Here is a 15,558-nt window from a genome sequence, read left to right on the forward strand (position 1 = left end):
CGGCGCTATCTGCTGACTCGATTCACGTCCGAAAAAGTGTTAGATCGGTCAAAATTAATGCTCAATGGTATTTAAAAGGTATTATTAAATGGTATTGTCGTGGCGTACCTTACCTGTCATGAAGGATTCAAAAATGAAAACGACCTTTAAACTGTCGTTCATGATGTTCGTGGAGTGGTTTATCTGGGGCGCCTGGTTCGTCCCCCTGTGGCTATGGCTAAATAAAAGCGGGTTTTCCGCCGGTGAAATAGGCTGGTCTTATGCCTGTACCGCCATTGCGGCGATCCTGTCGCCGATTCTGGTCGGCTCCGTTACCGACCGTTTTTTCTCGGCGCAAAAAGTCCTGGCGGTACTGATGTTTGCGGGTGCCGTACTGATGTATTTCGCGGCGCAGCAAACCACCTTCGCCGGATTCTTTCCGCTGCTTCTGGCCTATTCATTGACCTATATGCCGACCATCGCGCTGACAAACAGCATTGCCTTCGCTAACGTACCGGACGTTGAACGCGATTTTCCACGCATTCGCGTTATGGGAACCATTGGGTGGATTGCCTCCGGCCTCGCCTGTGGATTCCTGCCGCAAATGTTAGGCTATAACGATATTTCCCCCACCAACATTCCACTGCTCATAACCGCCGCAAGTTCAGCGTTGCTGGGCGTATTTGCGTTCTGTCTGCCAGACACGCCGCCAAAAAGCACCGGCAAGATGGATATTAAAGTGATGCTGGGGCTGGATGCGCTGGTCCTGCTGCGCGATAAAAACTTTCTCGTTTTCTTCTTCTGTTCCTTCCTGTTTGCAATGCCGCTGGCCTTCTACTACATCTTCGCTAACGGCTATCTGACAGAAGTGGGAATGAAAAACGCCACCGGCTGGATGACGCTCGGCCAGTTCTCTGAAATCTTCTTTATGCTGGCGCTGCCCTTTTTCACTAAGCGCTTTGGTATTAAAAAGGTATTATTGCTTGGTCTTATTACCGCCGCGATCCGCTACGGCTTTTTTGTCTATGGCGGCGCGGAGACGTACTTCACTTACGCCCTGCTGTTCCTCGGTATTTTGCTGCACGGCGTAAGTTACGATTTCTACTACGTCACCGCCTACATTTATGTCGATAAAAAAGCGCCGGTTCATATGCGTACCGCTGCGCAAGGGCTTATCACCCTCTGCTGTCAGGGATTCGGCAGCCTGCTGGGCTATCGCCTCGGCGGTGTGATGATGGAAAAAATGTTTGCTTATCCGCAACCGGTTAACGGTCTGACATTCAACTGGGCGGGCATGTGGACGTTTGGCGCGGTGATGATTGCCGTCATCGCGCTACTGTTTATGATTTTCTTTCGCGAATCGGACAAAGAGATCACTGCTATTGACGATCGCGATATTGCGTTGACACAAGGGGAAGTAAAATGAAAGCAGAACGTATTCTCGGTGCTCTTTACGGGCAAGCGTTAGGGGATGCGATGGGAATGCCCTCTGAGCTGTGGCCGAGAACGCGCGTCAAAGCGCATTTCGGCTGGATTGACCGCTTTCTGCCCGGGCCAAAAGAGAATAATGCCGCCTGCTATTTTAACCGCGCGGAGTTTACGGATGATACCGCAATGGCGCTCTGCCTGGCCGACGCGCTACTCGAATGCGAAGGCAGTATTGATCCCGAGATTATTGGACGTAACATCCTCGCCTGGGCGGAACGCTTTGATGCGTTCAATAAAAATGTACTCGGCCCGACGTCAAAAATTGCGCTGAATGCGATTCGCGACGGCATCCCCATCGCGGCGCTGGAAAATAACGGCGTGACTAACGGCGCGGCCATGCGCGTTTCGCCGTTGGGCTGCCTGTTGCCACCAACTAACCTGACAGCCTTTATAGCAGAAGTAGCGTTAGCCTCCAGCCCGACGCATAAATCCGATCTGGCGGTGGCTGGCGCCGTGGTTGTCGCCTGGGCCGTCTCGCGAGCGGTTAACGGCGACACGTGGCAAAGTATTGCCGACTCGCTCCCCGCCGTCGCCCATCAGGCGCAGACAGCGCGTATTACCACGTTTAGCGCCTCGCTATCGTCACGTCTGGAACTGGCGCTAAACATTGTCCGCCGCGCCGACGGCGTCGAATCTGCCAGCGAACAGCTCTATCAGATTATCGGCGCGGGAACCAGCACCATTGAATCGGTTCCCTGCGCTATCGCCATGGTGGAACTGGCGAATACCGATCCTAACCGCTGTGCCGTGCTGTGCGCTAACCTCGGCGGCGATACCGACACTATCGGCGCGATGGCTACCGCCATTTGCGGCGCGTTGCACGGGGTAAGCGCCATTAACCCCCAGTTAAAGCAAACGCTGGACGAGGTTAATCAGCTGGATTTTGCGCGCTATGCCGTTGCGCTGGCGAGTTATCGTCAACGGCGGGAGGCACTATGAACGGCGCACGGTTGCTGACATTATTACCGACCCTGCATACCCGGCGTCCGCTCACCGTTATCGGCGCGGCAGTGATCGATATCATTGCCGACGCCTGGACGTTGCCGCGTCGCGGAGGCGATATTGAACTGCAACAACAGAGCGTCAATGTCGGCGGCTGTGCGCTGAATATTGCCGTGGCGTTGAAACGACTGGGGATTGACGCCAGCAATGCGCTGCCGCTGGGCCAGGGCGTGTGGGCGGAGAGGATTCGCCGCCGTCTGGCAAAAGAGGGATTATCCAGCGTGATTGACGCGGTTGAAGGGGATAACGGCTGGTGTCTGGCGTTAGTCGAACCGGATGGCGAACGCACGTTTATGTCTTTTAGCGGCGTGGAAAACCAGTGGAATGCGGACTGGCTGTCGCAGCTCAGGACACCGCGGGGCAGTCTTGTCTACCTGTCCGGCTATCAACTGGCCTCGTCCTGTGGCGAACCACTGATCCAGTGGCTGGAAACCGTCGACGATGTAACGCCTTTTATCGATTTTGGCCCACGAATCGGTGATATTACAGACGATACAATGGCGCGCATTATGGCCTGCCGGCCCATCGTCTCCCTCAACCGCCAGGAAGCCATCATCGCTGCGGAACGCACCGGGCTTGCGACCGATACGCGCACTTTCGGCGAAGCATGGGTAAAACGCTTTTCCGCGCCGCTGGTGGTGCGCCACGATAAAGACGGAGCGTGGTATTTTAGCGCGCAATCTTCCGGCGTTGTGCCAGCGTTTCCGACAACCGTGGTGGATACCATCGGCGCAGGCGACAGCCATGCTGGCGGCGTGCTGGCAGGACTGGCGTCAGGCTGGTCGCTCGCGGATGCCGTACTGCTGGGAAATGCGGTGGCGAGCTGGGTGGTCGGGCATCGCGGCGGCGACTGCGCGCCCACACGCGAGGCGCTACTCCTCGCACACAAAAACGTATAGGTCGCTACGACAATAACTGATGCTGTATTCAATAGGCCGCTGCTGCTGATCGAGCGCCACCTGCTTAATCACCAGCACCGGCACTTTACCATCCATTTGAATATGCGACTGAAACTCATCATCCGGCATCCGGGCGCTGACGCGAGATCGGGTACGCTGAGGGTAAATGTGCTGGCGACGAAAATAGTCATACAGCGAAATGCCAATCGCGTCGACATCATGAATCAGATGCGCGGGCACCCAGGACTCTTCAATCGATACCGCGTCCTCATCAACATAACGAATGCGTTTGAGTAAAAAGACGTCACTGCCTGCGGGGATCGCCAGGTGCTGCGCGATCTCATCCGGACAACTTACCACGCGTTTGTTAACCCATAGCGTATCCGGTTTTTTGCCGCGCAAGACAACCTGCTGAGAAAATCCCCGCGCCTCTTTCAGAGAATATTCAAAGATATTATTGATTTGCGTACCGTAGCCACGGGCGCGCGTGACGACACCCTCTTCTTCCAGCGCCTGCATCGCTTTCCGTACCGTGATGCGCGAGACGCCGGTAAGCTGGCTGAGATCGCGTTCGCCAGGCAAAATATTACCGTGCTCAAGAATACCGCTGCGCACGGCATCCTTTACCGTCTGGGCGAATTTCATGTATAGCGGCGTATTATCCGCCGCTGAAATTCGTTCATTCAGTTGCGCGATGAGCCGGGTATGCGCTTGTTCCATTTATCATTTCCTGACGACGGGTCTGTAGGCAGTATACTACCACCACGCGTGGAAATGATGTACCGGACCAATGCCCTTCCCCACTTCCAGCGTGTCCGCCTGCGCCAACGCCGCCGAAAGCCATGCCTTCGCCTCGTTTACCGTCTCTCCCCAACTGCGATGCCGGGGCCGTAACGCCGCCAGCGCCGCCGACAACGTACAGCCCGTCCCATGCGTATTTTTGGTGTTCACACGCGGCGCGCTAAAACGTTGCTCGCCCTCACGGGTAAAGAGCCAGTCCGGGCTTTGCGCATCCTCTAAATGCCCGCCTTTCATTAATACCGCTTCACACCCCATCGCCAGTAACGCCCGCCCCTGCGCCAGCATCTCCTGTTCCGTACGCGCATGGGGCGCATCCAGCAACGCTGCGGCTTCCGGCAAATTAGGCGTAATCAGCGATACCTGCGGCAACAGCCGGACGCGTAATGTTTCTATCGCAGAGGGCGAGAGCAACGGATCGCCGCTTTTCGCCAGCATCACCGTATCCAGCACCACATTACGTACATGATGGCGCTGTAGTCGTTCCGCCACGGCCTCGACAATATCGGTTTCCGCCAGCATCCCGATTTTCGTGGTATCAATGCGCACATCGCTGAGCACGGAATCAAGTTGAGCGGCGACAAAGTCCGGCTCTATCCGGTACACCGACTGTACGCCACAGGTATTTTGCGCCACCAGCGCGGTGATGACCGAACAGCCATATGCGCCCAGCGCGGAAAAGGTCTTGAGATCCGCCTGGATACCGGCCCCGCCGCTGGGATCGGTACCGGCAATCGTCAGCGCGTTAATTCTCTTCATTGGCCGCCTCCACATCCAGATGATAGAGCGCATCAAGAAAAGCCGGGATGAAGCTGCCCGGTCCTTCGCTACGCTCTGCCGCGGTCTGTCCAGCCAGTTTCATCCAGCAGCAGGCCGACGCGACATTGTCCAGCGCGGCGCCCGGTAACGCGCAACTGGCGGCGACGACCGCCGACAACGCGCAGCCGGTGCCTACAATGCGAGTCATTAACGGATCGCCGCCGGGAATGCTCAGCGTGCGCTGACCATTAGTGACATAATCTACCTCTCCGGTAACCACAACGATGCAGTCTATCTGACGCGCCAGCGCCTGCGCCGCAGGCAGTGCGGCCAACGCCGCCTCGGTGGTATCTACGCCGCGTCCGCCCAGCGCCATGCCGGCTAACGCCAGGATTTCCGAGGCGTTGCCGCGTATTGCCGCCGGGCGCAGGGACAAGAGATCCAGGCAAAATCGCCGACGAAATTCCAGCGCGCCTACTGCGACAGGATCAAGCGTCCACGGCGTTTTGGCATCATAAGCGCTTTCTACCGCCGCACGCATCGCTTCAGCGCGTGAGGCGGTTAATGTTCCGACATTAACCAGCAAGGCGTTGGCGATGGCGGCAAACGGTCTGGCCTCGACAGGATCAATCACCATGGCGGGTGAAGCGCCCAGCGCCAGCAACGTATTGGCGGTAAACGTTTGTACGACGTCATTCGTCATACAGTGCGTAAGCGGGGAGAGCGCGCGAAAGTGTTTTAACGTATGCGCCGCAAGCGTGCGGCAGTGCAGGTCAGGCTGCATGGTTCAGCTCCTGCCCGCGTGAAGAAGGGACACGAGCAGTGTCAGACTTCCCTACGCTGGCATTATCCAGATCAGGTGGTACGGGTATTTCTCAGCCTTCACAAAGAAGGGCACCCCGAGTCGTCAAGCCCCACCGTGTTAAGCGGGGTTTCGCTATTAAGCATACTGTCTGCGCCAGACAATGTAAATTTACAGCCAACGGCGGATGATAATTTCAGCGTTATCAGATAGTTCTCAAAACCTATTCGGTTCTGGCAAACTTGCTGGCGGATATGTTGCTGCACGACGCTTTCGTTTACACTTTTTACGAAAAGGGGCGTGAGATAACAAAATAGCGCTTGTCAGATACGCCACCAGCAGAAATGATACACACGATGTTAACTGACCCGCATATGTGGAGGGTAAAAGTATGAAAAGTAAGTTGCTGCCTTGCGCGCTGTTGCTTGCAACCAGTTTTGCATGGGCCGCCCCCGCGACAACGGGCATTGATCAATATGAGTTAAAAAGCTTTATCGCCGACTTCACCCACTTCAAGCCCGGCGATACCGTTCCGCAAATGTACCGCACCGATGAGTATAATATTAAACAGTGGAAATTACGTAATCTGCCCGCGCCAGATGCCGGTACTCACTGGACCTATATGGGCGGCGCGTATGTACTGATTAACGATACCGATGGAAAAATCATCAAAGCCTATGATGGCGAGATTTTTTATCATCGATAATGATATACGCACTCTTTGTATAAAGAGTGCGTACAGCATAAAATTAATTATAAGATACCACGATTAATGCTTTCGATTGTAATGGCCCCGCTTTAACTTTTGCAGGATCAAGAACATAATATGTGGCAAAGACAGGAATAGCTTCCACCGAATTCACTGCACTGCCTTTGGCATAGGTTTTGAAAATACTGTTTATCGCTGCTCCTTTGTTTATTTTAAGCAGGCTCCGATTTGAATCTCTTAAGATAAACCCAACGCCATTATCGTTATCCGGTTTCAGGACTGCTTCATTCTCATCCCAGACTAAATCACTACGTAGATTCACCGCTATTTGCCGTGATGTCAGCATCGCATTCCGTACCTGATTTTTGCAATCCAGAATAATATCACCCTGCTTAGAAAATTCACTAACCTCTCCTTTAGTGCGGAGTTTAGTCATAGGCACCGGGTCCAGCGTGATGGTGAGATTCTGGGGGGCGCAGGTAGTTTCTTTACGGTTGTAATTTATCGTTAAATTGGCTTTATAAACGCCTTTCCCATTCAGATCAGTGATAACGTTCGCAACACACTCTCTATTCCCCCAACAGCCAATATATTTTAAAATAAATACCACCCAATCGCTACCGCTCCATTGATTCTTTGCACCCGACATCACCGTTATATTATCTATCGTAACCGAGTATCCCCCCCTGGCAGACACAGTCACCGCCTCCAGTGAGTTTATTTCTGAAATCGTTATCTTATAGGGGGCTTCAATTACACCGTTTTGGTTGCGCATATTTATCGCACTACTGCTTTGCCATTCAACTTTTAATTTTAACTTAACACTATCATTCGGCCCCATACCAATAATATGATCGGATGTCTCTAATTTAGTCACAACATCACTATTAGAACAATTGGCGTCAGTGAAACCATTTGTAATAATGGCTGACTCCTCCCCCCCCAGCATTAAGCTGTCGGATTGAATCGTATAATCCTTCGTGTTGGTTAAGGTCGCATTACACGCCGCGTAACCCAACTGCGTAAACTGCATCATTATTAATAAAAATAGTAGTCTTTTCATGGCGTCACCTAAAGATTACCGACAAATATAAACGTTATTTTCATCAATCTGTTTATCAAAAGTGATCTTACAGAAAAGACCCTGTTGTTTATCTGTTGCGACTTTTACCGAAACGGGAACCTTTTCAGTACGAATAAATACCCGGCTCCCCTGACCTACCAGTCCTACATTATTTCCCTCGTCATCTTCCACTTCATAACCAAACGTTAAAGGCTCGCCATCTGCGCGCCGCGCCAGGAAATAAAAAGGTTTACTGGTCTCTGTTTCAAAATCAACCACCACTACGGCTCCGCGATAAGGCACTGTAACTTTACGGTTTCCCAGCAGAGCGACATCACTTTCACTCTCGGAGACATCAAGAGAGATAAAATTTTGCCGGTATGGCGTCAATGCTTCAAATACGGCATAACCTTTTGCATTGGTACGTAAATAGGGACGCCCCTGCACCGCCGCGCCTTCCAGGTACGGCGCGTTAATAATCGCGATAGTATCATTAAGGCGAGAGGCTAAATGCACGCCATCGGCCCATGCAACCAGCCCTCCCTGAATATTTCCGCCCACCTGATGATATTGATTGGATTGGCTGTAACTGCCGCCGACCGTCGCCAGCGGGGCGTTCCAGGTTACTGATCCCCCGAATGTCGTTTGGTGTTCCTGTCGCTGCTGGCTGAGGTTAGTCGTATAATTAAACTGATCGCGATTACCGAACGTGCCGCTAAGGCTGGTGTTATTCGCCTCATAACCTTGATCGTCAAAGGTGGTAGAATTCGATAAATGGATATCACGATTTCCCCCATTCTCCTTTACTCCCCATGTTAAGGGAATCGATAAATAGATATTAAAGCGCTTATCTTCACGGTTATCGCTGTCATAAGTCTGGGTTGCCGATAGCGTAAAACTGAGCCGCTGCCAGGTATTACTGTAGCTTAACTGATAATCCTTGCCTGTACCGCTACGCCCCCAATAGTCGCGCCACAGGGCGCTGGCAGTAAAATATCCCCACCCATCGGGTAGCGTCTGATTAATATTGAGAGTGAAAGTATTTTTACGCCCAAAGTCATTCTCATAATAATCTGCAATATCATAAATATCGTCATCATCGCGACGATAGTTGTCCCGGTTATTAGCCCAGACATGATCGTTAAAAGTGCGATAATCACGTGATGAGTAGCGATATGCTGCCAGAGAAAAATGGGTGGCTGATTGCGGGAGATATTTATTCCAGGCAATCTGGTAGCTTTCCCCATCAAAAACATCGCCATTATCCTGCTTGCTATGAGACAACGTACCGTCGACAGATACCGCGCCAATCAGCGTGTTCCACCCGGTGCCAAGGGTAAATGAGCGATAATCGCTGGCTAACATCGTTCCGCCATACAACGTTAGCAGGTTATTGACCCCGTACTGATAGGTTCCCTGGAGAAAATCAGTTTGCTGAGAGGCTCCTTCAATTCTGCTTCGTCCGGCGGCGAAATCATATTTTGCTACGCCGGGCTGCACCATATTGGGAACGGAAGAATACGGAACAATAAACCGTGAAACAGTACCGTCAGCCTCTTTAACGCTCACGTCCAGATCGGCTCCCCCCCCTGCCAGCTGAAGATCTTCAAATACAAAGGGGCCAGGCGGAACTTCTTTTTGATAAACAATGAAGCCATTCTGTTCAACCGTCACCAGGGCGTTACTTTGCGCCACGCCACGCACAACCGGAGCGAAATTTTGCTTAGAGTGCGGCAGCATTTGCATATCACGCCAGAAGCGCACCCCGCGAAAGCGCACCGTATCAAACATATCCCCGCTAGTGTACTGTTCCCCCAGACGCATTGTCCCCAGTACCGCCGGGAAATCACGTTCCAGATACAGAGTATTGCTCTGCCATTTGCCAGCTGAATTGTCACTTTTGGAAAAATTAGCGTTAGAATGTAATTGCCATCCAAGCAGATTCAATCCGCTGACAAAATTTGCGTAAGTATTTTTCTCACTACCGCCGCTTTTATAATGGCTGTAATATTCGCTGGCATAATACGATGTATAAAAAGCGTTAATTCCACGGTCCCATGTCTCTGGAGACGCATAGCCCGCTTCATATTCCAACACATAAGCCTGAGGGACGCTCAGATAAAGGTTAAAAGCGGCAGTGTCATAAGAAACACTACCTCCATGAACCACCGTTTTCAGCGCAATACATTCATTTTCTACTGTTGTACTCTGCGGGGTAAATTTAATTCCCAGGCTGGCGATCAGATCCGGAGAAATACAGGTACTATCGGGGTCATCCTGAATATTAACCTCATAAGTTCCACGCCATTCTTTATTGACATAAACGTCCATCTCATAAACGCCAGCCATGGGTTTGGTGCTATCAATCTGATAACGGGACACCTTTTCACCTTTCAACCCACCGAACATAAAGTTAGTATCGAATGTTTCTTCTTCAGCCCAGGCGGGTGAAGTAAGCAACGCTGCAAAAAGTGACAGCGTGATGGCGTTTAACTTTTCCATTATCTATCCTTAGGTTAATTCCCCGCTTTTAATTTTCTATTTTGATAGTCTCGTTTAAATAATTCCCAGAATCATCAATTAGCGTCACGGTATAACTATTTACAACTGCCGTTGTGGTGATACTCTGCGATGACCATGGAGCCAGCAATAAGGTTTCTTTATTTACTTTACTTTTTGCTTTAACTTCTGAAATAGTGATCCAGTTTGCGGAATTATTTTTCACGCTAATACTCCCTGGCGCACGAAGCAACTGCAAGCGGGAAAATGTTGCTTTATCGACTTTCTGTACCCCCGGTGGACGATAGATCAACTTTATCCGGTTTTGTAGCGCAAATTTAATGATGTTTTTATCTTTGTTCTCGTCTGAATTTGGTGGAATATCCAGTACATTGAGGTAGAAAAGACTTTCACGATCGCCAGGCAAGTTATTAGCGAGTTTTTTTATTTTTAATTGCTGACCTGAATTTGCCGCGACTCTAATTACAGGTGGGGTCATAATAAATGGAACCTGTAGTTTTTCTGGCGGCAGGCTGGTATCACCGTTATCAATCCACGCCTGGATGAGTGAGCTTCGTTTACCGTCATTCATTAATTGTACGGTAATATCTTTTTTCTGCGCCGGATAAATAATACGTGTACCATATATATAAATGCCGCTCCACGCAGGCATAGCGGCACAAGCCAGGCATAATGCAATCATCCGTTTCATGGCCGATAACCTTATAAAAGAGATACAAGCGGCTAAAAGCTTAGCCGCCAAAAAAAGATTGTTAATCAGTTAATACCGTCATTGTCAGTACAGATTCAACAGAACCTGGTGTTACAGTATTTTCAACGGCGGCATAGCGGGCAGAAAAGTTCAGGGTATATACACCATTTTCAAACTTACTTGAATTCAGAGTGTAATTCCCCGACTCATCAGGTTTCACCTGAATACCATCAAGATAAACAGCGAAGCCCGCGCCATTATTAGTAGCATTATTTTTGGTGATTTGCATATTATCCACAAATTGAGAACGGTTAAAACTAATTCGTGGATTAGCTGTATTCGAACATTTTACTTTTAAAATCGCTTCTGGACTAGTGTATCCTGTATATATATCGCCAGGGTTTAAGTCAGTCAATCTATCAACACCTACCTGGGATAATTCAATAGTCGCGCTATTTGCGCCTTCGAACGTACAGGATGTTCCTACCACTTCTCCGTTGATTTTTAATTCACCCATATCTTCATCAGCAGCAAAAGCCCCAGCGCTCATAAATACAGCAGACAATACAGAAGCAGCAATAAGTGAACGTTTCATAATCTCTTCCTTAATGAAGTAATTTCTATTTGTTAAGAGTTATTAACCCTTGCAAAGAAAATTCTCATAGACAGGAGGTTATCGCAATGTAAACACGATGTTTTGTTGATTTAAAACAATTTACAGATTGCAATATAATTGCAACAAATAATCATTGCTTATCATTATTTTGTAAACTTATTAATTTCCGAAATTTACTGCCCTTACATATAAACACAACGAATAAAAAAGCCCATATCATTGATGTCAATGATATGGGCCTGCGGAATTAATAAGAATTAGTCGTAATGATTAACAACAATCTGTCGGGTGCTATCACCAGGCACCGTGTATAGCTGCGTTGTCACACCTCTCATCGGCGTAGCGGCGGGTGTTTGCAGCGTTGAAACGTGGATAGTGTTGCCGCAACGCTGCTGCAACTGTGCGTTTACCACTTCTGTACTGCACGTTGGCGCGGTCACTTTTCCACTGATGGTTAATGTTGCGGTGTCGGAGGCAAAAACAGGTACGCTTATCCCATAAGCCGAAACTATAATTCCCATCAGCAAATATTTTTTCATAGTGAGCAATTGTTCCTCTGGTGAACGTCAAACAGTATGCAGGCCGTCCTGATGAGCAGGATGAACGTATCGATACCTTAAAACCAATTGAAAAAATAAATCAGTAGGATAGGTATAATCAATTCAAATAATGTTTTTGCCGATTATTTCAGATAAACACCTGTCTGTTTAAGCAGGAATTAACAATGCGGGGGCTATTATTTTATTAATACATTCACTGCATCAATATATATTAATGCAGTGAATGCCATATTCTCTTTAGAATACGTCAGGAGGATTACACCGCGCGGAAGGCGATTTCTCCCGGAATCACTTCACCCTGCCAGTAAAGCTGTGCCGCAACGCGATCGGCCAGTTCGCGATAGATCGCGGTAAATTCGCTCTCCGGACGGCTAACCACCGTCGGCGTACCGCGATCGAGATCTTCGCGCAGACTAATATGCAACGGCATCTGACCCAGAAGCTGAGTATGGTATTTTTCCGCCAGCTTCTGCGCGCCGCCCGTGCCGAAGATCGGTTCGTGATGGCCGCAGTTGCTACAAATATGCATACTCATATTTTCCACAATGCCGAGCACCGGCACTTCCACCTTCTCGAACATCACGATACCTTTTTTGGCGTCGATTAGCGCGATATCCTGCGGCGTAGTCACCACCACCGCGCCGGTAACAGGAATGTTCTGCGCCAGCGTTAGCTGAATATCCCCGGTTCCCGGCGGCATATCCAGTACCAGATAATCCAGATCCGGCCACAGCGTCTCCTGCAACATCTGCATCAGCGCCTTACTGGCCATTGGGCCGCGCCATACCATCGCGTTATCGTCAGTCACCAGATAACCGATCGAGTTGGTCGCCAGGCCGTGAGACATAATCGGCGCCATATGCGTACCGTCTGGCGATGTCGGGCGCTGATCTTCTGCGCCAAGCATGGTTGGGATCGACGGGCCGTAAATATCGGCATCGAGAACCCCGACCTTTGCGCCTTCAGCCGCTAACGCCAGCGCCAGGTTTACCGCCGTGGACGATTTACCCACCCCGCCTTTACCGGAGCTCACGGCAATGATGTTTTTCACGCCATTAATGCCAGGCTGATTTTTGACGCGTTTCAGCGTCGCAATGTTGTACGACAGTTTCCAGTCGATCGCTTTTGCGCCTGTAATACGTAACAGATCGGCGCTGCATTGCTCTTTTAAGACCTCAAACGCGCTGTTCCAGACGAACGGCATGACCAGCTCAACGTGCAGCGTATCATCCATCCAGGCGACGTGGTGCAACGCCTTAAGCGTGGTGAGGTTATGCTTCAGGGTTGGGTGCTGAAAATTCGCCAGCGTCCCGGCGACCATCGCTCGCAGGGTATCTGGTGATTTGGCCTGGGATTGTTCGTTCATCCCGACTCCTTTTGTAGTTCTGAAAAGTACGATTGTAACTTTGTAGTTTACTCCAGCGGTAACAATTATTCATTTACGGATAAATGCCCTTATCGATTGGCGCAGTAATTACCATTTTGGTACTATCAAAGCCCTTTTTTACAACAGAAGAAGTAATACCCACTATGACTCAAGTCGCGAAGAAAATTCTGGTAACGTGCGCGCTGCCGTACGCCAACGGCTCTATCCACCTCGGCCATATGCTGGAGCACATCCAGGCTGATGTCTGGGTCCGTTACCAGCGAATGCGCGGCCATGAGGTTAACTTCATCTGTGCCGATGACGCTCATGGCACGCCGATCATGCTGAAAGCGCAGCAGCTTGGTATTACGCCGGAGCAAATGATCGGTGAAATGAGCCAGGAGCACCAGACCGATTTCGCCGGTTTTAATATTAGCTACGACAACTACCACTCAACGCACAGCGACGAGAATCGCGAGCTGTCCGAGCTGATTTATACGCGCCTGAAAGAGAACGGTTTTATTAAGAACCGCACCATCTCTCAACTCTACGATCCGGAAAAAGGCATGTTCCTGCCGGACCGATTTGTGAAAGGCACCTGCCCGAAATGTAAATCCGCAGACCAGTATGGCGATAACTGCGAAGTCTGCGGCGCAACTTACAGCCCGACCGAACTTATTGAGCCGAAATCCGTGGTATCCGGCGCGACGCCGGTAATGCGTGACTCCGAGCACTTTTTCTTTGACCTGCCGTCATTCAGCGAAATGCTGCAGGCGTGGACCCGCAGCGGCGCGCTGCAGGAGCAGGTGGCGAACAAAATGCAGGAGTGGTTTGAATCCGGCCTGCAGCAGTGGGACATTTCCCGCGACGCGCCGTATTTTGGTTTCGAAATCCCGAACGCGCCGGGCAAATATTTCTACGTCTGGCTGGACGCGCCGATTGGCTATATGGGCTCCTTCAAAAATCTGTGCGATAAGCGCGGTGACACGACCAGTTTTGATGAGTACTGGAAAAAAGACTCCGACGCCGAGCTGTACCACTTTATCGGCAAAGACATCGTCTATTTCCACAGCCTGTTCTGGCCTGCCATGCTGGAAGGCAGCCACTTCCGTAAGCCGACCAACCTGTTCGTTCACGGTTACGTGACGGTGAACGGCGCGAAGATGTCTAAGTCTCGCGGCACCTTTATTAAGGCCAGCACCTGGCTGAAACACTTTGACGCCGACAGCCTGCGCTACTACTACACCGCGAAGCTTTCTTCACGCATTGATGATATAGACCTGAACCTGGAAGACTTTGTCCAGCGCGTCAATGCCGATATCGTCAATAAAGTAGTCAACCTGGCATCCCGTAACGCAGGCTTTATCAATAAGCGTTTCGACGGTGTGCTGGCGGCTGAACTGGCCGATCCGCAATTGTATAAAACCTTTACTGACGCCGCTGCGGTGATTGGCGAAGCATGGGAAAGCCGTGAATTCGGTAAAGCTATCCGTGAGATTATGGCGCTGGCCGACGTCGCTAACCGTTATGTTGACGAGCAAGCGCCGTGGGTGGTGGCTAAACAGGAAGGCCGCGACGCGGACCTGCAGGCCATTTGCTCAATGGGCATCAACCTGTTCCGCGTGCTGATGACGTATCTGAAACCGGTACTGCCGACGCTTTCTGAACGCGTTGAAGCCTTCCTGAACAGCGAACTGAACTGGGATGCTATTGAACAGCCGCTGCTCGGTCACAAGGTCAACACCTTTAAGGCGCTCTACAATCGCATCGACATGAAGCAAGTTGAAGCGCTGGTTGAAGCGTCTAAAGAAGAGGTGAAAGCCGCAACCGCGCCGGTTACCGGCCCGTTAGCCGACTTCCCGATTCAGGAAACCATCACCTTTGACGATTTTGCGAAAGTCGATCTGCGCGTGGCGCTGATTGAAAACGCCGAGTTTGTGGAAGGATCTGACAAATTGCTGCGCCTGACGCTGGATCTGGGCGGCGAGAAGCGTAACGTCTTCTCCGGCATTCGTTCCGCCTACCCGGACCCGCAGACGCTGGTTGGCCGCCAGACGGTAATGGTCGCCAACCTCGCGCCGCGCAAAATGCGCTTTGGCGTCTCCGAGGGAATGGTGATGGCCGCCGGCCCTGGCGGGAAAGATATCTTCCTGTTAAGCCCTGATGACGGCGCGAAGCCTGGCCAGCAGGTGAAATAAGCAACAAGCCGGAGCATGCTCCGGCTTTTTTAACCGCTTAATCCTGAGTGGCATATCGCCCCATCCGCGCGTTTTAACTTTTTCCTTAATAAGCAATAGCGCCAAGAC

The 15,558-nt window shown here is 50.8% G+C and carries 14 protein-coding genes and 1 riboswitch; of the genes, 5 read left to right on the forward strand and 9 right to left on the reverse strand.

From position 1 onward, the window contains the following. Window positions 1-133 precede the first annotated feature (133 nt). The 3 genes from J4614_RS05935 to J4614_RS05945 are packed head-to-tail and all read left to right on the forward strand — an operon-like array spanning window position 134 to window position 3,368. Window positions 134-1,405, forward strand: coding sequence for a nucleoside permease (locus J4614_RS05935; RefSeq protein ID WP_000858692.1), 1,272 nt, complete (start codon window positions 134-136; stop codon window positions 1,403-1,405). Beyond that, complete coding sequence (locus J4614_RS05940; RefSeq protein ID WP_208293091.1) at window positions 1,402-2,406, forward strand: ADP-ribosylglycohydrolase family protein; 1,005 nt, start codon at window positions 1,402-1,404, stop codon at window positions 2,404-2,406. Before J4614_RS05935 ends, J4614_RS05940 begins: the two co-directional genes overlap by 4 nt. Beyond that, window positions 2,403-3,368 carry a PfkB family carbohydrate kinase gene (locus tag J4614_RS05945; RefSeq protein ID WP_023215236.1) on the forward strand — a complete coding sequence of 322 codons (966 nt, stop codon included), beginning with the start codon at window positions 2,403-2,405 and terminating at the stop codon, window positions 3,366-3,368. The genes J4614_RS05940 and J4614_RS05945 overlap by 4 nt, the downstream gene beginning before the upstream one ends. Here the strand turns inward: J4614_RS05945 and J4614_RS05950 are convergent. The 3 genes from J4614_RS05950 to thiM are packed head-to-tail and all read right to left on the reverse strand — an operon-like array spanning window position 3,342 to window position 5,709. Then, window positions 3,342-4,088, reverse strand: a complete 747-nt coding sequence (locus tag J4614_RS05950) for a GntR family transcriptional regulator (protein ID WP_000434059.1) — start codon at window positions 4,086-4,088, stop codon at window positions 3,342-3,344. The genes J4614_RS05945 and J4614_RS05950 overlap by 27 nt on opposite strands. Window positions 4,089-4,124: 36 nt before the next feature. Further along, window positions 4,125-4,925 (reverse strand): bifunctional hydroxymethylpyrimidine kinase/phosphomethylpyrimidine kinase, encoded by an 801-nt coding sequence (gene thiD / locus J4614_RS05955; protein ID WP_023262471.1) that lies wholly within the window; start codon window positions 4,923-4,925, stop codon window positions 4,125-4,127. Further along, a complete protein-coding gene (thiM, locus tag J4614_RS05960) occupies window positions 4,912-5,709 on the reverse strand; it encodes a hydroxyethylthiazole kinase (RefSeq protein WP_111769179.1) in 798 nt (265 codons plus the stop codon). The genes thiD and thiM overlap by 14 nt, the downstream gene beginning before the upstream one ends. A gap of 31 nt (window positions 5,710-5,740) precedes the next feature. Continuing rightward, a riboswitch (TPP riboswitch) is annotated at window positions 5,741-5,837 on the reverse strand. A 281-nt stretch (window positions 5,838-6,118) separates the two neighbouring features. Here thiM and rcnB point away from each other — a divergent pair. Further along, entirely contained in the window at window positions 6,119-6,433 is a 315-nt protein-coding gene (gene rcnB, locus J4614_RS05965) for a Ni(II)/Co(II) efflux transporter accessory subunit RcnB (RefSeq protein ID WP_000837534.1), read from the forward strand. Window positions 6,434-6,476: 43 nt separating this feature from the next. Here the strand turns inward: rcnB and J4614_RS05970 are convergent, their stop codons facing one another. The 6 genes from J4614_RS05970 to apbC all read right to left on the reverse strand — a co-directional run bounded on the left by J4614_RS05970 (window position 6,477) and on the right by apbC (window position 13,252). Further along, on the reverse strand, window positions 6,477-7,499 hold the full coding sequence (locus J4614_RS05970) for a fimbrial protein (RefSeq protein ID WP_000825909.1): 1,023 nt from the start codon (window positions 7,497-7,499) through the stop codon (window positions 6,477-6,479). Between the two features lie 15 nt (window positions 7,500-7,514). Next, entirely contained in the window at window positions 7,515-10,001 is a 2,487-nt protein-coding gene (locus J4614_RS05975; RefSeq protein ID WP_001528511.1) for a fimbrial biogenesis outer membrane usher protein, read from the reverse strand. 28 nt (window positions 10,002-10,029) lie between these two features. Further along, a complete protein-coding gene (locus J4614_RS05980; protein ID WP_000827110.1) occupies window positions 10,030-10,710 on the reverse strand; it encodes a fimbrial assembly chaperone in 681 nt (226 codons plus the stop codon). A 61-nt stretch (window positions 10,711-10,771) separates the two neighbouring features. After that, the gene (gene yehD / locus J4614_RS05985) at window positions 10,772-11,305 is read right to left on the reverse strand and encodes a fimbrial protein YehD (RefSeq protein WP_000830680.1); all 534 of its coding nucleotides are present in this window, start codon (window positions 11,303-11,305) and stop codon (window positions 10,772-10,774) included. A 278-nt stretch (window positions 11,306-11,583) separates the two neighbouring features. Further along, complete coding sequence (locus J4614_RS05990) at window positions 11,584-11,865, reverse strand: YehE family protein (RefSeq protein WP_000760404.1); 282 nt, start codon at window positions 11,863-11,865, stop codon at window positions 11,584-11,586. A 277-nt stretch (window positions 11,866-12,142) separates the two neighbouring features. Further along, the gene (gene apbC, locus J4614_RS05995; protein ID WP_001005424.1) at window positions 12,143-13,252 is read right to left on the reverse strand and encodes an iron-sulfur cluster carrier protein ApbC; all 1,110 of its coding nucleotides are present in this window, start codon (window positions 13,250-13,252) and stop codon (window positions 12,143-12,145) included. Window positions 13,253-13,416: 164 nt separating this feature from the next. On the opposite strand from apbC, the gene metG reads away from it, so the two are divergent. After that, window positions 13,417-15,450, forward strand: a complete 2,034-nt coding sequence (gene metG / locus J4614_RS06000; RefSeq protein WP_080177241.1) for a methionine--tRNA ligase — start codon at window positions 13,417-13,419, stop codon at window positions 15,448-15,450. Window positions 15,451-15,558: the final 108 nt, after the last annotated feature.

It is taken from the genome of Salmonella sp. 32031103-2018-00083-FB-01-SM-01, assembly GCF_017571995.1.
Classification (GTDB): Bacteria; Pseudomonadota; Gammaproteobacteria; order Enterobacterales; family Enterobacteriaceae; genus Salmonella; species Salmonella enterica.

Coding starts and splice junctions, on each gene's coding strand:
- J4614_RS05950 (WP_000434059.1), bottom strand. CDS start 4,088: ATGGAACAAGCGCATACCCGGCTCATCGCGCAACTGAATGAACGAATT.
- J4614_RS05980 (WP_000827110.1), bottom strand. CDS start 10,710: ATGAAACGGATGATTGCATTATGCCTGGCTTGTGCCGCTATGCCTGCG.
- J4614_RS05970 (WP_000825909.1), bottom strand. CDS start 7,499: ATGAAAAGACTACTATTTTTATTAATAATGATGCAGTTTACGCAGTTG.
- thiM (WP_111769179.1), bottom strand. CDS start 5,709: ATGCAGCCTGACCTGCACTGCCGCACGCTTGCGGCGCATACGTTAAAA.
- yehD (WP_000830680.1), bottom strand. CDS start 11,305: ATGAAACGTTCACTTATTGCTGCTTCTGTATTGTCTGCTGTATTTATG.
- J4614_RS05935 (WP_000858692.1), top strand. CDS start 134: ATGAAAACGACCTTTAAACTGTCGTTCATGATGTTCGTGGAGTGGTTT.
- J4614_RS05975 (WP_001528511.1), bottom strand. CDS start 10,001: ATGGAAAAGTTAAACGCCATCACGCTGTCACTTTTTGCAGCGTTGCTT.
- rcnB (WP_000837534.1), top strand. CDS start 6,119: ATGAAAAGTAAGTTGCTGCCTTGCGCGCTGTTGCTTGCAACCAGTTTT.
- J4614_RS05940 (WP_208293091.1), top strand. CDS start 1,402: ATGAAAGCAGAACGTATTCTCGGTGCTCTTTACGGGCAAGCGTTAGGG.
- metG (WP_080177241.1), top strand. CDS start 13,417: ATGACTCAAGTCGCGAAGAAAATTCTGGTAACGTGCGCGCTGCCGTAC.
- J4614_RS05990 (WP_000760404.1), bottom strand. CDS start 11,865: ATGAAAAAATATTTGCTGATGGGAATTATAGTTTCGGCTTATGGGATA.
- thiD (WP_023262471.1), bottom strand. CDS start 4,925: ATGAAGAGAATTAACGCGCTGACGATTGCCGGTACCGATCCCAGCGGC.
- apbC (WP_001005424.1), bottom strand. CDS start 13,252: ATGAACGAACAATCCCAGGCCAAATCACCAGATACCCTGCGAGCGATG.
- J4614_RS05945 (WP_023215236.1), top strand. CDS start 2,403: ATGAACGGCGCACGGTTGCTGACATTATTACCGACCCTGCATACCCGG.